The following is a 19321-nucleotide window of genomic DNA, read 5'->3' as shown; positions in this document are numbered from 1 at the left end:
CTCCCCGCGTACTGGCCTCCCCGCGCACCGGCCTCCCCACGTACCGGAGTCACCTCGTCCGGAAGCCGCCGCTCCTGCGGTGCGCGAACAGCTCCGCCTGCCGGTCGGGCGGCAGGTTCCCCAGCGCGATCAGGTGGGGCGCGTGCGCCAGCGCCTGGGCGCGGGCCGCCTCCTTCGCCGACCAGAGCGCCCGTACGGTGCCCTGGACCGCCTCGGTCGGGTACGAGGCGATGGTCGCGGCGGCGCGCAGGGCGGCGGTCGGCGCCTCGCCCGGCGGGGCGAGCTCGGAGACCAGGCCGGTCTCGTACGCGCGGCGCGCGGAGACCCGCTCGGCCGTGCCCATCAGCGCCATCCTCGCCACCTCGCCGAACGGCATGCGCTGGGCCATGTGGATCGTCTCGTACGCACTGACCATCCCGTACGTGGTGTGCGGGTCGAAGAACGTGGCGTGCTCGTCCGCCACGACGAACTCGGCCTCGCCGATGAGGTAGAAGGCGCCGCCGCACGCCATGCCGTTGACGGCGGCGATCACGGGCTTCCAGCAGTCGTTGGCCTTCGGCCCGATCGTGCGGAGCGGGTCGTCGATCGTGTAGGGGGAGGGCGGCTGCGGGATGTCCGCGTCCCGGTCGATGCCGGTGCAGAACGCCTTCTCGCCCGCGCCGGTCACGACGACGGCCCGTACCGAGTCGTCGAACCGGAAACGGCGCCAGGCCGCGGCCAGTTCGTCCGCCGTCCGTACGTCGATCGCGTTGTGCCGCTCCGGGCGGTCCAGGGTCAGGACCGCCACGCCCGTGTCCTTGTCGACCGCCGTGCGCAGGGCCCCGGCCGCGGCGGTCACGGGCGCTCCAGGAGCCAGCGCGGGACCACGGTCCCGCCGACGTCCGCGAAGACGACCTGCACCTTCGCGCCGATCCGCAGCCGCTCAGGGGCGACGGAGTTCAGGGGGGCGTCCGGCGCGGCGACGAGGTTGCCGACGAGGCGGATCCGCGGGGCGTCGGCGAGCTCGACGATGATCGCGTTGTAGGGGGCCTGTTCGGCGTAGGCCGGGAGGAGCGGGGGGTGCGGGAACACGTACGACCAGATGCGGCCTCGTCCGCTCATGCGGCGCCAATCGCTGTCGAAGGACTGGCAGTGGGGGCAGCAGGGTCTGGGCGGGAACCGTAGCTCGCCGCAGGCGGTGCAGGCCTGTATGCGGAGTTCGCCTCGGGCGGCGTAGGTCCAGAAGGGGGCGCCGTCTTCGTCCTGCGTGGGCGTCAGGAGGGCGGGCTGTTTCGTCGTCGCGTCTGCCATGGTCTCGTCCTTTACGAGTGCGGGTTCGTGGTGGCTGGTCGCGCGGTTCCCCGCGCCCCTGAACGGCCCCCTACGGGGCCCTCAGCAACAGCGCTGACGTGGGGACGCCCTCCCCGGCCGTCACCAGACACGTCTCCGCGTCCGGTACCTGGGCGGTGCTCGTGCCGCGGAGTTGTTTCACGCCCTCGTTGATGAGGTTGAAGCCGTGGACGTACGCCTCGCTGAGGCCGCCGCCCCCCGTGTTGATGGGCAGGCGGCCACCGCTCTCCAGTGCGCCGCCCTCCGTGAAGGCGCCGCCCTCGCCGCGGTCGCAGAAGCCGTAGCCCTCGAGGGAGAGCGGGATGAGGGGGGTGAACGCATCGTAGATCTGGGCGACGTCCACGTCCTGGGGGCCGAAGTCCGCCTGTTTCCACAGGTGTCGGGCGGCGGTCCAGGCAGGGCCGGAGAGCGGGTCGTCGTTCCAGTAGTTGACCATGCCGTGGTGCTGGGCGGGCAGGCCCTGCGCGACGGAGTGGACGTACACGGGCCGCTGCCGGCAGTCGCGGGCCCGCTCGGCCGAGACGATCACGCAGGCCAGCGCGCCGTCCGTCTCCAGGCAGTTGTCGAAGAGGCAGAGCGGCTCGCTGATCCAGCGCGAGGTCATGTACATGTCGCGGGTCAGCGGGCGTTCGTACATCACCGCGGCCGGGTTCTGGTTGGCGCGGTTGCGGCAGGCGAGGGCGACGTTGAAGAGGTGGTCGCGGGTCGTGCCGTACTCGTGCATGTGGCGGCGGGCCAGCATGGCGATCTCGTCGGCGGGTCTGAGCAGCCCGAAGGGCCGCGTCCACTGGCCCGGCGTGGGGAGCTGGACGGTGGTGTTCTTCCAGGGGCGCGGTCCGCTGCCGCGTTTGCGCGAGCGCCAGGCGACGCCGACGCCGGCCTGGCCGGTGGCGATGGCGGCGGCGAGGTGCGCGACGGTGGCGCAGGAACCGCCGCCGCCGTAGCCGACCTTGCTGAAGAAGGTCACGTCGCCCGCCCCGATGGCCTTGGCGACCTCGACCTCGTCGGTCTCCTCCATCGTGTACGAGGCGAAGGCGTCGACCTCGGACGGGTCGAGGCCCGCGTCGCCGAGGGCGGCGACGATGGCGCGGCAGGCCAACTCCCGCTCGCTCTGCGGCAGTCGTCTGGCGAACGGGGTCTGGCCGATCCCGACTATCGCGGTAGCGTCCTTGAGTGAAGCCATGGGCAGCGGCACCTCCGGATTGCGGTCCCTGTCTCGGTCCCTGTTGCGGTCCGACGCCATGCCGCAGGCGCGTCCGGCCTGCTGACAGGGCGTCAGGCTACCGCTAATCTGACGGACAGTCAGCTACACGTCGGGAGGGGCTTGCGATGCGCGGCGACCTGGAGTGGGGCAGCATCCCGGGACTGGTACGCGCGGCCGCCGAACGGTACGGCCCGCGCGAGGCGGTCGTCGAGGGCCGCACCCGCATCTCGTACGGGGAGTTGGGCGAGCGCGTGGAGCGGGCCGCGGCCGCCTGCATGGCGAACGGCGTCGAGCCCGGCGACCGCGTGGCCGTCTGGGCGCCGAACACCCTCGACTGGATCGTCTCCGCGCTCGGCGCCGTCACGGCGGGCGCGGTCCTCGTCCCCCTCAACACCCGCTTCAAGGGCGCGGAGGCGGCGTACGTCGTGGCCCGCAGCCGCGCGAAACTCCTCTTCGTCACGGGCACGTTCCTCGGTACCTCCTACGTCGCCTCGCTGCGGCGCGCGGCGGCCGAGGGCGCCGGAGGCGGTCCGCTGCCCGGCCTGCCGCACCTGGAGCAGGTGGTCGTGCTCGCCGACGACGCACCGCAGTCCTTTCGCACCTGGAAGGACTTCCTGGCGAGCGGCGACGCGGTGTCCGGTGCGGCGGTCCGCGCCCGCGCGGAGTCGGTCGAGGGATCCGCTCCCTCGGACATCATCTTCACCTCCGGCACGACGGGCCGCCCCAAGGGCGCCGTCATCACCCACGCCCAGACCCTGCGCTGCTACGAGGTGTGGAGCGACCTGGCCGGGCTGCGCGAGGGCGACCGCTACCTGATCGTGAACCCGTTCTTCCACACCTTCGGCTACAAGGCGGGGATCATCGCGTGCCTGATGCGGGGCGCGACGATGGTCCCGCAGCCGGTCTTCAACGTCGACACGGTCCTCGCCAACGTCGCCGCCGAACGCATCTCGGTCCTGCCGGGCCCGCCCACCCTGCACCAGTCGCTCCTCGACCACCCGGCCCGCGACCAGCACGACCTGTCCGCGCTGCGACTCGTGGTGACCGGCGCCGCGGTGGTGCCGCTGCGCTTGGTGGAACGCTTGCGGGCCGAGCTGCGGATCGCCACCGTCCTGACGGCGTACGGCCTCTCCGAGGCGAGTGGCATCGTCACGATGTGCCGGCGCGGCGACCCGGTGGAGGTCGTCGCGGCGACGTCGGGCCGCGCCATCCCCGGCACGGAGGTGCGGGTGGTGTCGCCCGCGGGGGAGCCGCTGGCGCCCGGCCACCCGGGCGAGGTCCTCGTCCGCGGCCACAACGTCATGCGGGGCTACTTCGAGGACCTGGCGGGTACGGAGCAGTGCCTGACGCCGGACGGCTGGCTGCGCACGGGCGACGTGGGCGTCCTCGACACGGACGGCAACCTCCGCATCACGGACCGCATCAAGGACATGTTCATCGTCGGCGGTTTCAACGCCTATCCCGCCGAGATCGAGCAACTCCTCGGCGTGCACCCCGACGTGGCGGACGTGGCGGTCGTCGGGGTGCCCGATGCGCGGCTCGGCGAGGTCGGCAAGGCGTACGTGGTGCGGCGCCCGGGGGCGGTGGTGACGGCGGACGACCTGATCGCGTGGGCGCGCCGCGAGATGGCGAACTACAAGGTGCCGAGGACGGTCGAGTTCGTGGCCGGGCTGCCGCGGAACGCGAGCGGCAAGGTGGTGAAGGGGGAGCTGCGGGGGCGTCCTACTGGCCCGCGGCGGTGAGGGCGGCCCGCTCCGCCGCGCTGCACTCCACGCAGAACTCGTTGCCCTCCGGGTCGGCGAGGACGACCCAGCCGCGGCCGTTCGGCCGTCGCCGGTCGTCGTCGACCGTGGCGCCGAGCGCCAGGAGCCGCTCGACCTCCTCGTCGCGGGTACGGTCCTGCGGCTGGAGGTCGACGTGCAGCCGGTTCCTGACGGTCTTGGCGTTCGGCACGGTCACGAAGAGCAGTGTGATGCCGTCCGCCTCCACGGAGGCCTCCGGATCACCGGGGAAGTCGTCGTCGGCGAGCTTGCCGCCGAGGACTTCGGCCCAGAAGGCGGCCTGGCGGTAGGCGTCGTGGGCGTTGAAGGTGAGGTGGCGCACGAGAGAGCTCATGGGAGGCACTGTCCGCTGCGCGGGTGGAACGTGTCCACAGGGTTTCGCCCCGCCCGGGGCGCCCCGTGGCGGGCCACAGGCTCTCAGTGGCCGGCGGGTGGTTCGAAGCAGCCGGTCTCCATGAAGCGCCCGTTCGTCGTGACCTCGTAGTTGGTCTTCTGGACGAAGGCGGTGACGCAGGCGTCGTCCCCTACGTAGAGACCGATCAACGCCCCCTCGGGCCTGACGTATTCGCCGTTCTCGTACCGGGAGTCCATCTCGCGCACGTCGAGTTCACCGCCGAGCAGCTCGCCCCGGCCGGTCGTCTTCCGCTCCTCGTACCCGAGCTTGCCGGTGAGCTCGGCGCGCACGCTCTCCGGGTCCCAGGTCTTCCGCCGCCAGAGCCGCTTGAGGACGGGCTCCATACGGGCGGCCTCGGTCCGCGCTTCCCGCTCTCCCGCCGGGGACATCTCGCCGGGGTGGCGGTAGGCGTTGTTCTCCCGGTAGTGGGGCGCGCCGTCGCCGGCTCCGGGCTCCACGTAGGGGGAGGCGCCGGGGGAGTCGGGTCCGGACGTGGGGGCTGTTGCCTTGGTGGACGGGGCGGGCGGGGCAGGTACGTCGGCGGGCGGACCGGCGGCGGAGCCGGGGCGCTGCCCCTCGTCACCGCATCCGGTGAGGAGGAGCGCGGCACCGAGGAGGAGCGCGGAGGCGGCGGCGCGGCGTCTTCGGTACGTCATCGGTGAAGTGGCCATGCACATGACTCTGCCACGAGCGGGCGGCGCCTCGGCGACGGGCAGGTGGGTGGCTCTGCGACGGGCAGGCGGGCGACTCGGCGACAGTCAGGTGAGCGACTCTGCGACGATTGTCCGATGCACGCCGAGTCTTCCGCCCCCCGCTCCCGGCCCCGGATCCTCTTCGTCACGGACCTCGCCTACCGGGCGAAGGGCCGCCGCTACTGCGACGAGGACATCTACCTCACCGCCCGGCTCCGCGAGGACTTCGACGTGGCCCTGTGCCACCCGCTGGACGCCGCGCCGCTGATGGAGACCGGCGCGTTCGACACGGTGATGGTCCGCAACAGCGGCCCGGTCCTCAACTACCAGGATCAGTGGGACGACTTCACGGGCCGGGCGGCCCGGAACGGCGTGCGGGTCTTCAACCAGCTCACCGGCAGGGCGGACATGGTGGGCAAGCAGTACCTGCTGGACCTGACGGCGGCGGGCTACCCGGTGATCCCCACGGTCGACGATCCCGGGGAGGTGGACCGCCTCCCGGCCACGGACACGTACGTGGTCAAGCCGAAGGCGGGCGCGGACTCGATAGGCCTGGAGTTCGTGACGGGAACGGAGCTGCCGGCCGTCGCCTCGTCCGGAGGCCTCCTGATCCAGCCGCGCGTCGACTTCACGTACGAGGTGTCGTTCTACTTCGTCGACCGCACCTTCCAGTACGCATTGCACGCACCGGACCCCGCCAAGCGCTGGCAGCTGGAGGATTACGCCGCCACCCCCGCCGACCTGGCTTTCGCCCAGCGCTTCGTCGACTGGAACACGATCGACCACGGCATCCAGCGCGTCGACGCCTGCCGTACCGCGACCGGCGAGCTCCTCCTGGTCGAACTGGAGGACCTCAACCCCTACCTGTCCCTCGACCTCCTGGACGAGGGCACACGGGACGCCTTCGTCGCGGCGGTCAAGGACTCGCTGTCGGCGCAACCGGCGTGCTGAGTAGAGCATTTGGCGCAGACGCCTTGGTGCAGCGCCCGGCCTTCCGTCCCACCCCGGCCGGGCTTAGCCTCGCAAGGGAGTAGAGACTGCGGCGCCGGGAAGACCAGGGCAGCGGCGGGCGGTCTCCGCTCCTGCAGTCCCCGGACCCCGGACGCACCGGTTCACCCTTTCCCGCCCACAAGGGAGTGGTGCCGACACGGGGACCGCCTCGGCGGCACGCCCCCAGAAACCGCAAGGCCCCGGTCCCGCGTCAGCGGACCGTGGACGGCCGGAGCTGTGCCACCGACGACATTCGCGGCTCCGACCTGTTGCCCTTCCGGCTTGTTCCAACCGGGGCGCACTCCCGCACGCCCCGAAGCCGCAAGGGCAAGTACGCGCCGACATCGTGGAGGGGAGCCCCGACGTCGGCGCGCGCAGGCGGCCGCCGCCGATACCGGCGCCCCACGCCTCGGCGGTGGCCGTCGACCAGCTCCGTACGCATGCGTTGTTTCCAGCGTTGTTTCCCATTGAACGACGCGGACGCCGCTTCGGGAAGACGTGCCGCGCGCCGGAATGCCGAACGGGGCCGAGCGATGCGCTCGGCCCCGTTCGCCGGTGGTGCTGGGTGGTCCGTCAGCCCCTCGGGGCTATCGGGGTGTGGCCGTCACCGAGCGGGGTGCTGGGCGTGTGGCTGTCCCGCGTGGTGACCGGCGTGTGGCTGTCGGCGAGTGCGGGGGCCGTGGCTCCGGCCGCGGTGGCCGCCGCGATGGCGGCGACGACGAGGAACTTCTTGGCGCGGGTCATTCCAACTCCTTGGGTGGGCGGACTTCCAACGCCACATGACCTGGTCGGTGGGGTGTGGCGCTTCGGCCTCTGCTGATGACTCATACCCAGACATGCGTCGGCCGCGGCGGCTCCCCCTCCGCGCCGCCGCGGCCGATCGTTCCCCCGTCGGGATGTGACGCTTGGATCAGCTCTTGGGCGGGGCCGGCGTGTGGCCCTCACCCTGAGTGGTCGCCGTGCCGTCCTTGGGCGGGGCGGGCGTGTGGCCCTCACCCTGAGTGGTTGCCGTGCCGTCCTTGGGCGGGGCGGGCGTGTGGCCCTCACCCATGGTGGTGACGGTGTTCTTGTTGATTTCGCTCATGTTCGGCAACTCCTAAGGAATTGGCGGGGCTTCTGGAATCGGTACGCCCGTTCGGCAACTCCCCCGAGGATCGCCGAACGGGCGTATTTGGGCCGCTTACCTTATCCGTAGGGCCCGAGCGACCCGTCTGCCCCCCGACGCGACGGATCGACTCCATGAGAGTGGCAGCTGCTCATAAACGTTCGATGAACGTGGCTGCGGCTGCGGCTGCGGTTCGGGTCAGGCGACAGCGGCCGGGTCGAGGAGGCCCCGGACCTGAGCCGCTTCCGGCGCGCCCGCTTCCTCGTGGATGACCAGCGCCTCGCGCCAGCAGGCCTTCGCGCGATCGGGCTGCCCCAGACCGACGAGGGACCTGCCCAGGAGAGTCAGTACGTTGGCCCGCATCCACTCGCCGCCGACACATCCGATGGCGAGCGCCTGCTCGGCGTGCTGCGCCGCCTGGGTCGCCTGGTGATGCGCGAGATGAACCTGCGCGATGCGGTAGTGCGTGGTCCCCTGCCACAGCCGCTGACGGTTCTCGGCGAAGATCTGCAAGGCGTCGGTCAGCTGGTCGAGGGCGTCCGCCCGGCGATTCGCGTCGCTGAGCGCGAGCCCCAGCGCGTACTTCGCGTTGGCCAGGCGGAAGGTGACCCCGAGGTCGCTGTAGACGGCGATCCCCTGGCGCGCCAGGTCGATCGACTTGGCGGTGCGTCCCATCGCGAGGAGGGCCCGCGACAGGTTGCACAGGGCGCTGGCTTCGCTGTGACGGTTCCCGTCGGCGCGGAAGACCTCGATCGCCTCGCGCAGGTGCGTCTCGCTCACGGCAGGCCGGTTGATGCAGTTGTTGATGATCCCCTGCTCGTTGAGAGCGTTCCCGGTCGTCCACGGGTCTTCGGACCGCGCGGCAAGAACGGCGGCGCGTTCCAGCTCGGCGGCGGCAGCGTCGAAGCGGCCCACCTTGTTGAGGACCTGGGCCAGGGTGACCCGCGCCCGCCCCTCGGCGAGCTCGTCCTGCTCCAGGGAGGCGGACGCGCAGGCGGCGCGCGTCGCCGTCTCGTACCGGTGTGAGATCGCCCCGGACTCCGCGAGGTCCTTCGCCGCCAGGAGCAGGTCCACCGCGCGTCGCAAGCCCCATCGGCCGAGCGACTGCTGGACGCACGCCAGGATGCAGGAGGCTTCGGCGTGCAGCCAGTCGAAGGCCGTGGTGCCGTCCGTGAAGTCCAGGCCGACCCGCTCCGTCACCTCCAGGTGGTCCACCGTCCGGTCACCGGGCCGTTCGATCGCGTAGACCCGGGCCGCCGAGGCCAGATAGAAGTCGAGCAGGCGCGACATCGCCGCGTCACGCTCGCTCGGTGGCTGCTCGTCGCGTTCGGCGCACGCACGCGCGTAGAGGCGTACGAGGTCGTGGTAGCGGTAGCGGCCCGGGGCCGCCGATTCGACGAGGGACGTGTCGACCAGGGACTCCAGGAGGTCCTCGGTCTCCTCCAGGGAGAGGTCCAGGACGGCCGCGGCGGCCGCGAGGGAGAGGTCGGGGCCGTCCGCGAGGCCCAGGAGGCGGAAGGCGCGCGCCTGGGCCGGCTCCAGCTGGCCGTAGCCCAGTTCGAAGGTCGCCTTGACCGCGAGGTCACCCGCCTGCAACTCGTCCAGACGGCGCCGCTCGTCCGCCAGCTTCGCGGCGAGCGTGGAGACCGTCCAGGTGCGGCGCGCCGCCAGGCGGGACGCCGCGATCCGGATGGCGAGCGGCAGGAACCCGCACGCGGCCACCACGTCGAGGGCCGCCTCACGCTCCGACGTGACCCGCTCCTCGCCCACGATGCGGGTGAAGAGCAGGAGCGCCTCCTCGGGCGACATCACGTCCAGGTCCACCAGGTGAGCGCCCGCGAGGTCGACCATGCGCACCCGGCTCGTGACGAGGGCAGCGCAGCCTTCCATGCCCGGAAGGAGCGGCCTGACCTGCGCCGCGTCGCGGGCGTTGTCCAGGAGGACGAGGATGCGGCGGCCGTCGAGGACCGAGCGGTACAGGGCCGCCCGCTCCTCCAGGGAGTCCGGGATCGCCGAATCGGCCGTGCCGAGCGCGCGCAGGAACGCGCCGAGGACCGTCTCCGGCTCCGCCGCCCGCGCGCCCGCGCCCTGGAGGTCCACGTACAGCTGGCCGTCCGGGAAGTGGGAGCGGGCCGCGTGGGCGACGTGGACGGCGAGCGTCGTCTTGCCCACGCCGCCGATGCCCGCGAGCGCCGAGACCGCCATCACCCGGCCCTCGGCCGAGGAGAGGATGTCGCTCAGCTCGTCCACGAAGGAGCCGCGTCCGGTGAAGTCGGGGACCGTCGCGGGGAGCTGCGCCGGGCGTACCACGGTCGCCGCCGGTTCCTGGACGGGCGCGGAGGGCTCGGCGAGGCCCGGGTCGGCCTGGAGGATGCGCTGCTGGAGCTCCTTCAGGCCCGGCCTCGGGTCGACGCCCAGCTCGTCCGCGAGGAGGCGCCGCGTGTCCGCGTACACGGCCAGGGCCTCCGCCTGGCGGCCACTGCGGTACAGGGCGAGCATCAGCAGTTCGCGCAGCCGCTCCCGCAGCGGGTGCGCGGCCGTCAGGGCGGTCAGCTCCGAGACCGCCTCCGCGTGGCAGCCCTGTTCCAGATCCATGTCCAGACGGGTCTCGACGAGCTGCAGTCGCCATTCGTCGAGGCGGGTGCGCTGGGTGTCGGCGTACGGCCCCGGGACGTTGGCCAGGGGCTCGCCGTCCCACAGGCTCAGCGCCTGGTTCACCAGGGTGCGCGCCTGGCACAGGTCACCGGTGCCGCGGGCCTTCTCCGCCGCCGCCCAGAGGTCTTCCGCGACGGCCAGGTCCAGGGCGCCGTCCGCCACTTGGACCGCGTAGCCCCCGGCCTCGCTGACGAGGACGCCCGGGGGCAGCACCTTGCGGAGCCGGGACGCGTACGTACGTACCGCTGCCAGTGCCTGCGACGGGGGCTCCTCGCCCCAGAGGGCGTCGATCAGCTCCGAGGCCGTGGCCGTGCGGCCGTCCCTCAGCAGCAGGGCCGCGAGGAGCGCCCTCTGTTGCGGGGATCCGGTGTTGAGCTGTTGCGAGCCGTGCCACGCGCGCACCGGTCCGAGCACGCTGAAGCGCGACGCCGGGGCCTCGGGGGCGTACCCCTCGGTCCATTCCCCGGGGGTGTCCCCCGAGGCCGGACGCCGCTGCTCCGGTACTCGCGGTACATCGACCATCGCTCCCCCTGCCGCCCTGCTGTTCCCAATCCTGCCGGTCGCGGGTCTGCCCGCCCGCGGTGGTGCTCCGTACACCCTGCTCGGTTCGTGCTCCCCGCCAGTTTGCCTTGTTGATGGCGGATGCGTCAGCCGTGCGAGACGGCTCTCACAGGGTCCACTCACGACATTCCGGATCGCTTTCCCGCCACGGGAGGCGGCCGGGTGGCCGAGGGGCGTCGGCCGGGTGGCGCCGGGGTCACGCACGGCGCCCGCGTACGACTAGCTGACGGGTCGTCAGATCGGCGCTACCGTGGGCCGTATGGAGACCATGGAGAGCCCGGAGACCTTCCCGAAGATCATCTCGGTGGACGACCACACGGTCGAACCCCCGCACGTCTGGCGGGACCGGCTCCCGTCGAAGTACCGGGACCGCGGTCCCCGGATCGTCCGCGCACCCCTGAGGGAAATGTCCTTCCTCGGCGGCAAGTTCGCGCCCGTAATGGGCGAGAAGGGGGAGGAAGGACCCATCGGGGACTGGTGGATCTACGAGGACCTGCACCGCCCGCTCACCCGCCTCGACACCGCCGTCGGCTACGACAGGGACGAGATCAAGCTGGAGGTCATCACCTACGAGCAGATGCGGCCCGGCTCCTTCAGCGTCCCCGACCGCCTCGCCGACATGGACGTCAACCACGTCCAGTCCGCCCTCTGCTTCCCCACCTTCCCGCGCTTCTGCGGCCAGACGTTCACCGAGGCCAAGGACCGGGAGCTCGGGCTCCTCGCCGTCCGTGCGTACAACGACTGGATGGTCGAGGAATGGTGCGGGCCCGAGGCCCACGGCCGCCTCATACCCCTCACCCTCATCCCCCTCTGGGACGCCGGACTCGCCGCCGCGGAGGTGCGGCGCAACGCCGCTCGCGGGGTACGCGCGGTCGCCTTCTCCGAGATCCCCCCGCACCTCGGCCTGCCCTCCATCCACACCGACGAGTGGGACCCCTTCCTGCGCGCCTGCGACGAGACCGGCACGGTCGTCGCCATGCACATCGGCTCGTCCAGCAGGATGCCGTCGACGTCCGCGGACGCGCCGCCGGCCGTCGGCTCCACGATCACCTTCGCCAACTGCTGCTTCTCGATGGTCGACTGGCTGATGAGCGGCAAGTTCGAACGCTTCCCCAACCTGCGGATCATGTACGCGGAGGGGCAGATCGGATGGATCCCGTACATCCTCGAACGGGCGGACGTCGTCTGGGAGGAGAACCGGGGCTGGGGCGGGGTCGCGGACAAGGTCACGCGCCCGCCGTCCGAGCTCTTCACCGAGCACGTCTACGGCTGCTTCTTCGACGACGCGTTCGGCCTGCGGAACCTCGACTCCATCGGTGTCGGAAACGTCCTGTACGAGACGGACTACCCCCACTCCGACTCGACCTGGCCGAAGTCGCGCCAGGTGGGCGAGGACCAGATGGGCCACCTGGCGCCGGACGTCGTGGACCGCATCGTGCGCCGCAACGCGATTGACCTGCTCGGTCTGAGCGCGGAGGGGTTGTGGCCCGGCCCCTAGCGGGGGCGCTGCGCTGTGCTTGGCGTGGGCTCGTACGCCCCTGCGGGTGCGGACAGGACCACCGCTTCGCGGCGGATGCATCCCACCCACCCGTTTGCCCCGCAGCGCACGGCGGAGGTAGGGGCGGGGGCGTGTGCCCCGCAACGTACGGCAGGATCGGGCAGCCCCCACCGGGCCGCGGTCGCACGCGCGCCGGAGGGGACGTGGGGGTATGTGCGAACGGAGCACCGAGCATCCTGTAGCGCCATTGTTCGTGCAGCGTGACGCAGGGATAGCGAGTACGCACATACCCCCGCGGCCCCGCCCCACAGACGAGCAACAGGCGCACCGCCCCCGCCCAAGCGCAGCCGCACGCCCCGACAGGTCAACCACAGGAGTGGGACCCCATGCTCGTTCACGGAATGCAGCTCCCCGTCCAGTCCCAGAGCGCGCTCTACGCCGAGTCGTGGGAGCCCACCGCCACCCCCGACGACCTCGCGGAAATCGCCCGCACAGCCGACCGCACCGGCTTCGCCTACATCGCGAGCTGCGACCACGTCGCCATCCCCCGCCGCCTCGCGGACGCGATGAGCACCACCTGGTACGACCCCGTAGCCACCCTCGCCTACCTCGCGGCCGTCACCGAGAACGTCCGCCTGATGAGCCACGTCGCCATCGTCGGCCTGCGCCACCCCCTCCTCACCGCCAAGCAGTACGCGACCCTGGACCGGCTCAGCGGCGGCCGACTGATCCTCGGGGTCGGCGCCGGACACGTACGGGCGGAGTTCGAGGCGCTCGGCGTGGACTTCGAGCGGCGGGGCCCGCTCCTCGACGAGAGCATCGACGCGCTGAAGGCGGCACTCGGCCCGGACGAGTACCCCGAGCACCACGGTGAGCGGTACGACTTCGCGGGCCTCGGCCAGCAGCCCCGCCCCGCCCAGCCGCACGTACCCATCTGGGTCGGCGGCTCCTCGCCCGCCGCCGTGCGCCGCGCCGCGACCCGGGCCGACGGCTGGCTGCCGCAGGGCGACCCGAGGGACAAGCTGCCCGCGCAGATCACGAAGCTCAGGCGGCTGCGGGAGGAGGCGGGGATCGAGGAGCCGATCACGGTGGGCGCGATCACGGAGGCGCTCTACGTGGGCGAGCCCGGCCGGCCCGTGGGCCGCCGCACGCTCACCGGCAAGCCCGAGGCGATCGCCGAGTCCCTGCGGGAGTACGCGTCGATGGGCGTCGACCAGATCCAGGTGCGGTTCCGCAGCCGGAGCCGCACGGAACTCACGGACCAGATGGCCGCGTTCGCCGCGGACGTGGCCCCGCACCTCAACGACTGACAGGACGCCCGACAAGGCAGGCAAGACAGAACCAACGGAACCAACGGAACCCAACGGAACCCAACGGAACCAACGGAACCGACAAAAAGCAGAGGAGCGCACCCCATGGGCAAGCTGGACGACCGCGTCGTCATCGTCACCGGCGCCGCACGCGGGCAGGGCGAACAGGAGGCGCGCCTCTTCGTGGAGGAGGGAGCCCGCGTCGTCGTCGCCGACGTGCTCGACGAGCAGGGCGAGGCGCTCGCCGAGGAGCTGGGAGAGGAGTCCGCGAGATACGTCCACCTGGACGTGGGCGACGAGTCAGGCTGGCAGCGCGCCGTCGCCACCGCCAAGGACGCCTTCGGGAAGATCGACGGGCTCGTCAACAACGCGGGCATCCTGCGGTTCAACGAGCTGGTCAGCACCCCGCTTGAGGAGTTCCAGCAGATCATCCAGGTCAACCAGATCGGCTGCTTCCTCGGCATCCGCACCGTCGCCCCGGAGATCGGCGCCGCGGGCGGCGGCACGATCGTGAACACCGCGTCCTACACGGCCCTCACGGGCATGGCGTACGTCGGCGCGTACGCCGCGACCAAGCACGCCATCCTCGGACTCACCCGGGTCGCCGCCCTGGAGCTGGCCGGCCGCAACATCCGGGTGAACGCCGTGTGCCCGGGGGCGGTCGACACCCCCATGACCAACCCCGCGCAGCTCGACCCGGACGCGGACCCCGTGGCGGCCGGGGAGGCGGTGGCGGAGCTGTACAAGAAGCTGGTGCCGCTGGGGCGGATCGGGCGGCCCCAGGAGGTCGCGGCCCTGGCGCTCTTCCTCACCGGGGAGGACTCGGCGTACATCACCGGACAACCGTTCGTCATCGACGGCGGGTGGCTGGCGGGGGTGAGCATCGTCTGACCGACCGGCAGGGCAGGCCCGCGCCTGACGTTGTGTCAGGTATTGACGCTCCCGCGCGCCGGTGGAACAGTCGACGCATCGCAATCTGACGGGGCGTCAGAAACCGTCGGAACTTCACGAGGACGGTGAACCTCCTTGGAATTCGGACTCTTTGTACAGGGATACGTGCCCGCCAAGCGGGCCAAGGCCGACCCCGAAGCGGAGCACAAGGCGCTCATCGAGGAGACCGAGTACGTCATTCAGGCGGACAAGTCCGGCTTCAAGTACGCCTGGGCGTCCGAGCACCACTTCCTGGAGGAGTACTCCCACCTCTCCGCCAACGACGTCTACCTCGGATACCTCGCGCACGCGACCGACCGCATCCACCTGGGCTCGGGCATCTTCAACCCGCTCGCCCCCGTCAATCACCCGGTGAAGGTCGCCGAGAAGGTCGCCATGCTCGACCACCTCTCCGAGGGGCGGTTCGAGTTCGGGACGGGGCGCGGCGCCGGTTCGCACGAGATCCTCGGCTTCATGCCGGGCATCACCGACATGAACCACACCAAGGAGATATGGGAAGAGACCATCTCCGAGTTCCCCAAGATGTGGCTGCAGGACGAGTACGTCGGCTTCCAGGGCAAGCACTGGTCGCTGCCGCCGCGCAAGATCCTGCCCAAGCCGTACGGGAAGTCGCACCCGGCCATGTGGTACGCCGCCGGGTCCCCCTCCTCGTACGCGATGGCAGGCAAGAAGGGGCTCGGCGTCCTCGGCTTCAGCGTGCAGAAGGTCTCCGACATGGAGTGGGTCGTCGAGTCGTACAAGACGGCTGTCAAGGAGGCGGAGGCGATCGGCGACTTCGTCAACGACAACGTCATGGTGACGTCGACGGCGATCTGCGCTCAGACGCACAAGAAGGCGGTCGAGATCGCGGTCGGCGGCGGCCTCAACTACCTTCAGTCGCTGCTCTTCCGCTACCACGACACGTTCCCGCGGCCCGAGGGCATTCCCCAGTGGCCCGAGCTGCTCCCCGAGTACAGCGAGGAGATCATCGAGCTGCTCATCGCCGAGGAGCTGATGATCTGCGGTGACCCGGACGAGGTGCTCACCCAGTGCAAGCGGTGGGAGCAGGCCGGGGCGGACCAGCTCAGCTTCGGGCTGCCGATCGGGATCTCGCCGGAGGACACGTTGAACACGATCAAGCTGATCGGGGAGCACGTGATTCCCAAGATCGATACGGATCCGGTGCACCGGACTACGCGGTTCCGTCGCGCGTCGGGGGCGTAGGCCCTCCATTGGACCGGCCCCGGCTTCCCCTCCCGGACGGAGGCCGGGGTCCTCCCGGACGGGGGCGGGGGAGTGGTTGACGTCGCGGGGCTCTGCCCCGGACCCCGTTGTCGCCCTTCGGGCTCGTCCTCAAACGCCGGACGGGCTGAAATTCCCGCCCGACCGGCTGGAAGACCTGTCCTCAAACGCCGGACGGGCTGAAAGATCCGCCTGCCCGCCTGGAAGATCCGCCTGCCCGGCTGGAAGGTCCGCCTGCCCGGCTGGAAGATTCGCCCGTCCTGCTCGAACGCCTGCCCGGCGGACGGGAATTCACCCTCCGAGGCCAAATCCCCCTCCGAGAGGAGAGCTCCTTCTCATGCTCGATCACCTCATCAAGGGCGCGACCGTCGTCGACGGGACCGGTGCGCCCGCCTACGTCGCCGACGTCGGCATCCGTGACGGGCGTATCGCCGTCATCGCCGAACCGGGCACCGTCACCGAGTCGGCGCGGGGCGAGGAAGACGCTCGGGGGCGGGTGCTCGCGCCCGGGTTCGTCGATCCGCATACGCACTACGACGCGCAGCTCTTCTGGGATCCGTACGCGACGCCGTCCCTCAATCACGGGGTGACGACCGTCGCCGGTGGCAACTGCGGGTTCACGCTCGCGCCGCTGCATCCGGAGCGGCCCGGCGACGCCGACTACACGCGGCGGATGATGTCGAAGGTCGAGGGGATGTCGCTGGTCGCGCTGGAGGAGGGGGCGCCCTGGACGTGGAGTTCGTTCGGGGAGTATCTGGACGCGCTCGACGGACGCATCGCCGTCAACGCGGGGTTCATGGTGGGGCACTGCGCGCTGCGCCGGTACGTGATGGGCGCGGACGCGGTCGGCGGGCAACCGTCGCCCGAGCAGATGGACGAGATGCTGCGGCTCTTCCACGAGGCCATGGACGCGGGCGCGTGGGGTCTGTCGACCACGCAGTCCTCCTCCCACTCCGACGGCGACGGGCAGCCCGTGGCGTCCCGGCACGCGAAGCCCGCCGAGCTGCTCGCGCTCAGCCGTGCCGTCGCCGAACACGAGGGGACGCAGCTCGAAGCGATCGTCGCGGGGTGCCTCGATCAGTTCAGCGATGACGAGATCGATTTGTTCGTGGAGATGAGCGCGGTCGCCGGGCGGCCCCTCAACTGGAACGTACTGACCATCGACGCCGCCGTCCCCGAGCGCGTGCCGCGCCAGCTCGTGCCCAGTGAGCGCGCCCGCAAGGCGGGCGGCCGTGTCGTCGCGCTGACCATGCCGATCCTCACGCCCATGAACATGTCGCTCGGCACGTTCTGCGCCCTCAACCTCATACCGGGCTGGGGAGACGTACTGGGTCTGCCCGTGCCCGAGCGGATCGAGAAGTTGCGCGATCCCGACGTCCGCGCCGAGCTGCTGCGGCACGCCAACAGCAAGGAGGCGGGCGTCTTCCGGCGCCTCGCCCGCTTCGACCGGTACGTCATCGGAGACACGTACTCCGAGGCGAACGAGGGGCTCACCGGGCGGGTGGTCGGCGACATCGCGGCCGAGCGCGGCCAGGAGCCGTTCCAGTGCCTGACGGAGATCTGCGCGGCCGACGAGCTGCGTACCGTGCTGTGGCCGATGCCCACCGACAACGACCCGGACTCCTGGGCCCTGCGCGCCGAGACCTGGCAGCACGAGGACGTCATGCTGGGCGGCTCGGACGCCGGCGCGCATCTGGACCGCATGTGCGGCGCCCCGTACACGACCCGCTTCATCGGTGACTGTCTGCGGGGGCGGAAGCTGGTCGGGCTCGAACAGGCCGTGAAAATGCTGACCGATGACCCGGCGCGGCTCTTCGGGCTGCGCGAGCGCGGGCGGATCGTCGAGGGCTTCCACGCCGACCTGGTGCTTTTCGATCCCGAGCGGATCGACGCGGGCAAGGCGACCCTCGTGCACGACCTGCCCGGCGACAGCCCGCGCCTGGACTCCAGGGCGATCGGCGTCAACGCGGTCTGGGTCAACGGCGTCGAGGTGATCCGGGAGGACGCGGTGACGGGCGCCGTGCCGGGGAAGGTGCTGCGCTCCGGGCGCGACACCATGACGGTGAGCACCAAGTGAGCCGGTCCCGGCGGCCGGGACGTCTCTTCATCGGCGGCGAGTGGACCGTGCCCGACGGCGGGCACTACGAGGTCGTGAACCCGGCCACCGAAGACGTCGTCGGGCTCGCGCCCGAGGCGAGCGGCGAGCAGGTCCGCGCGGCGGCGACCGCGGCCCGCGAGGCCTTCGCGAGCTGGTCGCGCACGCGGCCGGAAGAGCGGGCGGCGCTCCTCGACCGCGCGGCGGCCGTCCTGCGCAGGGACTTCGACGCGCACGCCGAGCTGGCCCGCGCCGAGAGCGGCGCGACGACCGGCACGGCGCGCGGCATGCAGGTGGCGGTGGCGGTGGCCCGCTTCCAGCGGTACGCGAAGGGGGCCATGGAGCCGGTCGAGGAGGCGCTGCCCCCGCAGATCAACGAGGCCGGACCGATGGGGAAGGCGGGCGTCATGGGGGCGCTCGCCGTCCGCCAGCCGGTCGGCGTCGTCACCTGCATCACCTCCTACAACAACCCCTGGGCCAACCCCGCGGGCAAGGTGGCGCCCGCCCTCGCCGCGGGCAACACGGTCGTCGTGAAGCCCGCCCCGCAGGACCCGCTGTCCGTCTTCGGCATGGCGGCGGCCCTTCAGGAGGCGGGGGTTCCGCCCGGCGTCGTGAACGTCGTCTCCGGGACGGACGTCACCGTGGGCGAGGCAGCCGTCGCCTCTCCCGACGTCGACATGGTGAGCTTCACCGGGTCGACGGCGGTCGGGCAGCGCATCGGCGAGGTGTGCGGGCGCGACATGAAGCGGCAGCTGATGGAGCTGGGCGGCAAGGGCGCGGCGATCGTCTTCGACGACGTGGGCGAGGAGGGGCTTGCCTCGGCGGTGGCGGGCATCGGCACGACGTTCTCCTTCTACAGCGGCCAGATCTGTACGGCGCCGACTCGCGTCATCGCCCAACGGGGCGTGTACGAGCGGCTGGTGGAGCGGCTCGCGGCATACATCGGGCATCTCCGGGTGGGTGATCCGGCGGCGGAGGGCACCGTCGTGGGGCCGGTGATCTCGGCGGCCCACCGTGACCGTGTCGAGGCCTATGTCGACCTCGGCCGCAAGGAGGGCGCGCGCCTCGTCGCGGGCGGCGAGCGGCCCGCGCTCGCCAAGGGCTTCTACGTCGCACCGACCCTCCTCGCCGACTGCACGCACGACATGCGGGTGGTCCGTGAGGAGATCTTCGGGCCGGTCGTGGCCGTCGTCCCCTTCGACGCGGACAGCCCCGAGGAGGCCGAGGAGACGGCGATCACCCTCGCCAACGACAGCGACTACGGCCTCATCGACTACGTCTGGTCGGGCGACGTCGCCCGCGGCTTCCGCGTGGCCCGCCGACTGCGCGCGGGCGGCGTCGGCGTGAACACGATCGGCCGGAACATGGAGGCCCCGTTCGGCGGCTTCAAGAAGAGCGGAGTGGGCCGCGACGTCGGCTCGTACGCCCTGCACGCGTACAGCGAACTCCAGTCGATCGTCTGGCCGGGGTGAGGCGGTGAGTCGGTGAGGCGGTGAGTCGGTCGAGACGGGTCTCCCCGCCTCGACCGACTCGTG

Annotated in this window: 16 protein-coding genes; 8 read left to right on the top strand and 8 right to left on the bottom strand. The window is 71.5% G+C overall.

Features of this window, described 5'->3' with window-relative positions; all coding sequences use genetic code 11:
• Positions 1-49 precede the first annotated feature (49 nt).
• From ACFVYR_RS18750 to ACFVYR_RS18740, 3 genes are all read right to left on the bottom strand, one after another.
• Positions 50-838, bottom strand: a complete 789-nt coding sequence (locus tag ACFVYR_RS18750; RefSeq protein WP_384253622.1) for an enoyl-CoA hydratase/isomerase family protein — start codon at positions 836-838, stop codon at positions 50-52.
• Positions 835-1290: a Zn-ribbon domain-containing OB-fold protein gene (locus tag ACFVYR_RS18745; protein WP_384253620.1), complete on the bottom strand. Its 456-nt coding sequence runs from the start codon at positions 1288-1290 to the stop codon at positions 835-837. Before ACFVYR_RS18745 ends, ACFVYR_RS18750 begins: the two co-directional genes overlap by 4 nt.
• A gap of 70 nt (positions 1291-1360) precedes the next feature.
• Positions 1361-2512 carry a lipid-transfer protein gene (locus ACFVYR_RS18740; protein ID WP_384253617.1) on the bottom strand — a complete coding sequence of 384 codons (1152 nt, stop codon included), beginning with the start codon at positions 2510-2512 and terminating at the stop codon, positions 1361-1363.
• A gap of 146 nt (positions 2513-2658) precedes the next feature.
• On the opposite strand from ACFVYR_RS18740, the gene ACFVYR_RS18735 reads away from it, so the two are divergent.
• Positions 2659-4275, top strand: coding sequence for a FadD3 family acyl-CoA ligase (locus ACFVYR_RS18735; RefSeq protein WP_384253615.1), 1617 nt, complete (start codon positions 2659-2661; stop codon positions 4273-4275).
• Here the strand turns inward: ACFVYR_RS18735 and ACFVYR_RS18730 are convergent.
• Positions 4256-4648, bottom strand: a complete 393-nt coding sequence (locus tag ACFVYR_RS18730) for a VOC family protein (protein ID WP_384253613.1) — start codon at positions 4646-4648, stop codon at positions 4256-4258. The two genes, ACFVYR_RS18735 and ACFVYR_RS18730, sit on opposite strands and share 20 nt — an antisense overlap.
• An 83-nt stretch (positions 4649-4731) precedes the next feature.
• On the bottom strand, positions 4732-5379 hold the full coding sequence (locus tag ACFVYR_RS18725) for a hypothetical protein (protein WP_384253610.1): 648 nt from the start codon (positions 5377-5379) through the stop codon (positions 4732-4734).
• A gap of 117 nt (positions 5380-5496) precedes the next feature.
• Here ACFVYR_RS18725 and ACFVYR_RS18720 point away from each other — a divergent pair, with 117 nt between their 5' ends.
• Positions 5497-6351: a hypothetical protein gene (locus tag ACFVYR_RS18720; RefSeq protein ID WP_384253608.1), complete on the top strand. Its 855-nt coding sequence runs from the start codon at positions 5497-5499 to the stop codon at positions 6349-6351.
• 612 nt (positions 6352-6963) lie between these two features.
• Here ACFVYR_RS18720 and ACFVYR_RS18715 read toward each other — a convergent pair.
• From ACFVYR_RS18715 to ACFVYR_RS18705, 3 genes are all read right to left on the bottom strand, one after another.
• Positions 6964-7134 carry a hypothetical protein gene (locus ACFVYR_RS18715; RefSeq protein WP_384253606.1) on the bottom strand — a complete coding sequence of 57 codons (171 nt, stop codon included), beginning with the start codon at positions 7132-7134 and terminating at the stop codon, positions 6964-6966.
• Positions 7135-7300: 166 nt separating this feature from the next.
• Positions 7301-7474, bottom strand: a complete 174-nt coding sequence (locus ACFVYR_RS18710; RefSeq protein WP_384253603.1) for a sigma-like protein — start codon at positions 7472-7474, stop codon at positions 7301-7303.
• 219 nt (positions 7475-7693) lie between these two features.
• The gene (locus ACFVYR_RS18705; RefSeq protein WP_384253601.1) at positions 7694-10672 is read right to left on the bottom strand and encodes a BTAD domain-containing putative transcriptional regulator; all 2979 of its coding nucleotides are present in this window, start codon (positions 10670-10672) and stop codon (positions 7694-7696) included.
• A gap of 307 nt (positions 10673-10979) precedes the next feature.
• Between ACFVYR_RS18705 and ACFVYR_RS18700 the strand changes: the two genes are divergently transcribed.
• The 6 genes from ACFVYR_RS18700 to ACFVYR_RS18675 all read left to right on the top strand — a co-directional run bounded on the left by ACFVYR_RS18700 (position 10980) and on the right by ACFVYR_RS18675 (position 19258).
• Positions 10980-12209, top strand: a complete 1230-nt coding sequence (locus ACFVYR_RS18700; protein WP_384253745.1) for an amidohydrolase family protein — start codon at positions 10980-10982, stop codon at positions 12207-12209.
• A 386-nt stretch (positions 12210-12595) separates the two neighbouring features.
• The gene (locus ACFVYR_RS18695) at positions 12596-13519 is read left to right on the top strand and encodes an LLM class F420-dependent oxidoreductase (RefSeq protein WP_384253599.1); all 924 of its coding nucleotides are present in this window, start codon (positions 12596-12598) and stop codon (positions 13517-13519) included.
• Between the two features lie 105 nt (positions 13520-13624).
• Positions 13625-14410 carry an SDR family NAD(P)-dependent oxidoreductase gene (locus ACFVYR_RS18690; RefSeq protein ID WP_384253596.1) on the top strand — a complete coding sequence of 262 codons (786 nt, stop codon included), beginning with the start codon at positions 13625-13627 and terminating at the stop codon, positions 14408-14410.
• A gap of 135 nt (positions 14411-14545) precedes the next feature.
• Positions 14546-15673, top strand: a complete 1128-nt coding sequence (locus ACFVYR_RS18685; protein WP_384253594.1) for an LLM class flavin-dependent oxidoreductase — start codon at positions 14546-14548, stop codon at positions 15671-15673.
• A 355-nt stretch (positions 15674-16028) separates the two neighbouring features.
• On the top strand, positions 16029-17768 hold the full coding sequence (locus tag ACFVYR_RS18680) for an amidohydrolase family protein (protein ID WP_384253592.1): 1740 nt from the start codon (positions 16029-16031) through the stop codon (positions 17766-17768).
• On the top strand, positions 17765-19258 hold the full coding sequence (locus tag ACFVYR_RS18675) for an aldehyde dehydrogenase family protein (protein WP_384253590.1): 1494 nt from the start codon (positions 17765-17767) through the stop codon (positions 19256-19258). The genes ACFVYR_RS18680 and ACFVYR_RS18675 overlap by 4 nt, the downstream gene beginning before the upstream one ends.
• Positions 19259-19321 lie beyond the last annotated feature (63 nt).

This window comes from Streptomyces sp. NPDC058284 (assembly GCF_042881135.1).
Lineage (GTDB): Bacteria > Actinomycetota > Actinomycetes > Streptomycetales > Streptomycetaceae > Streptomyces.
This window is presented reverse-complemented; position numbering and strand designations above follow the sequence as displayed.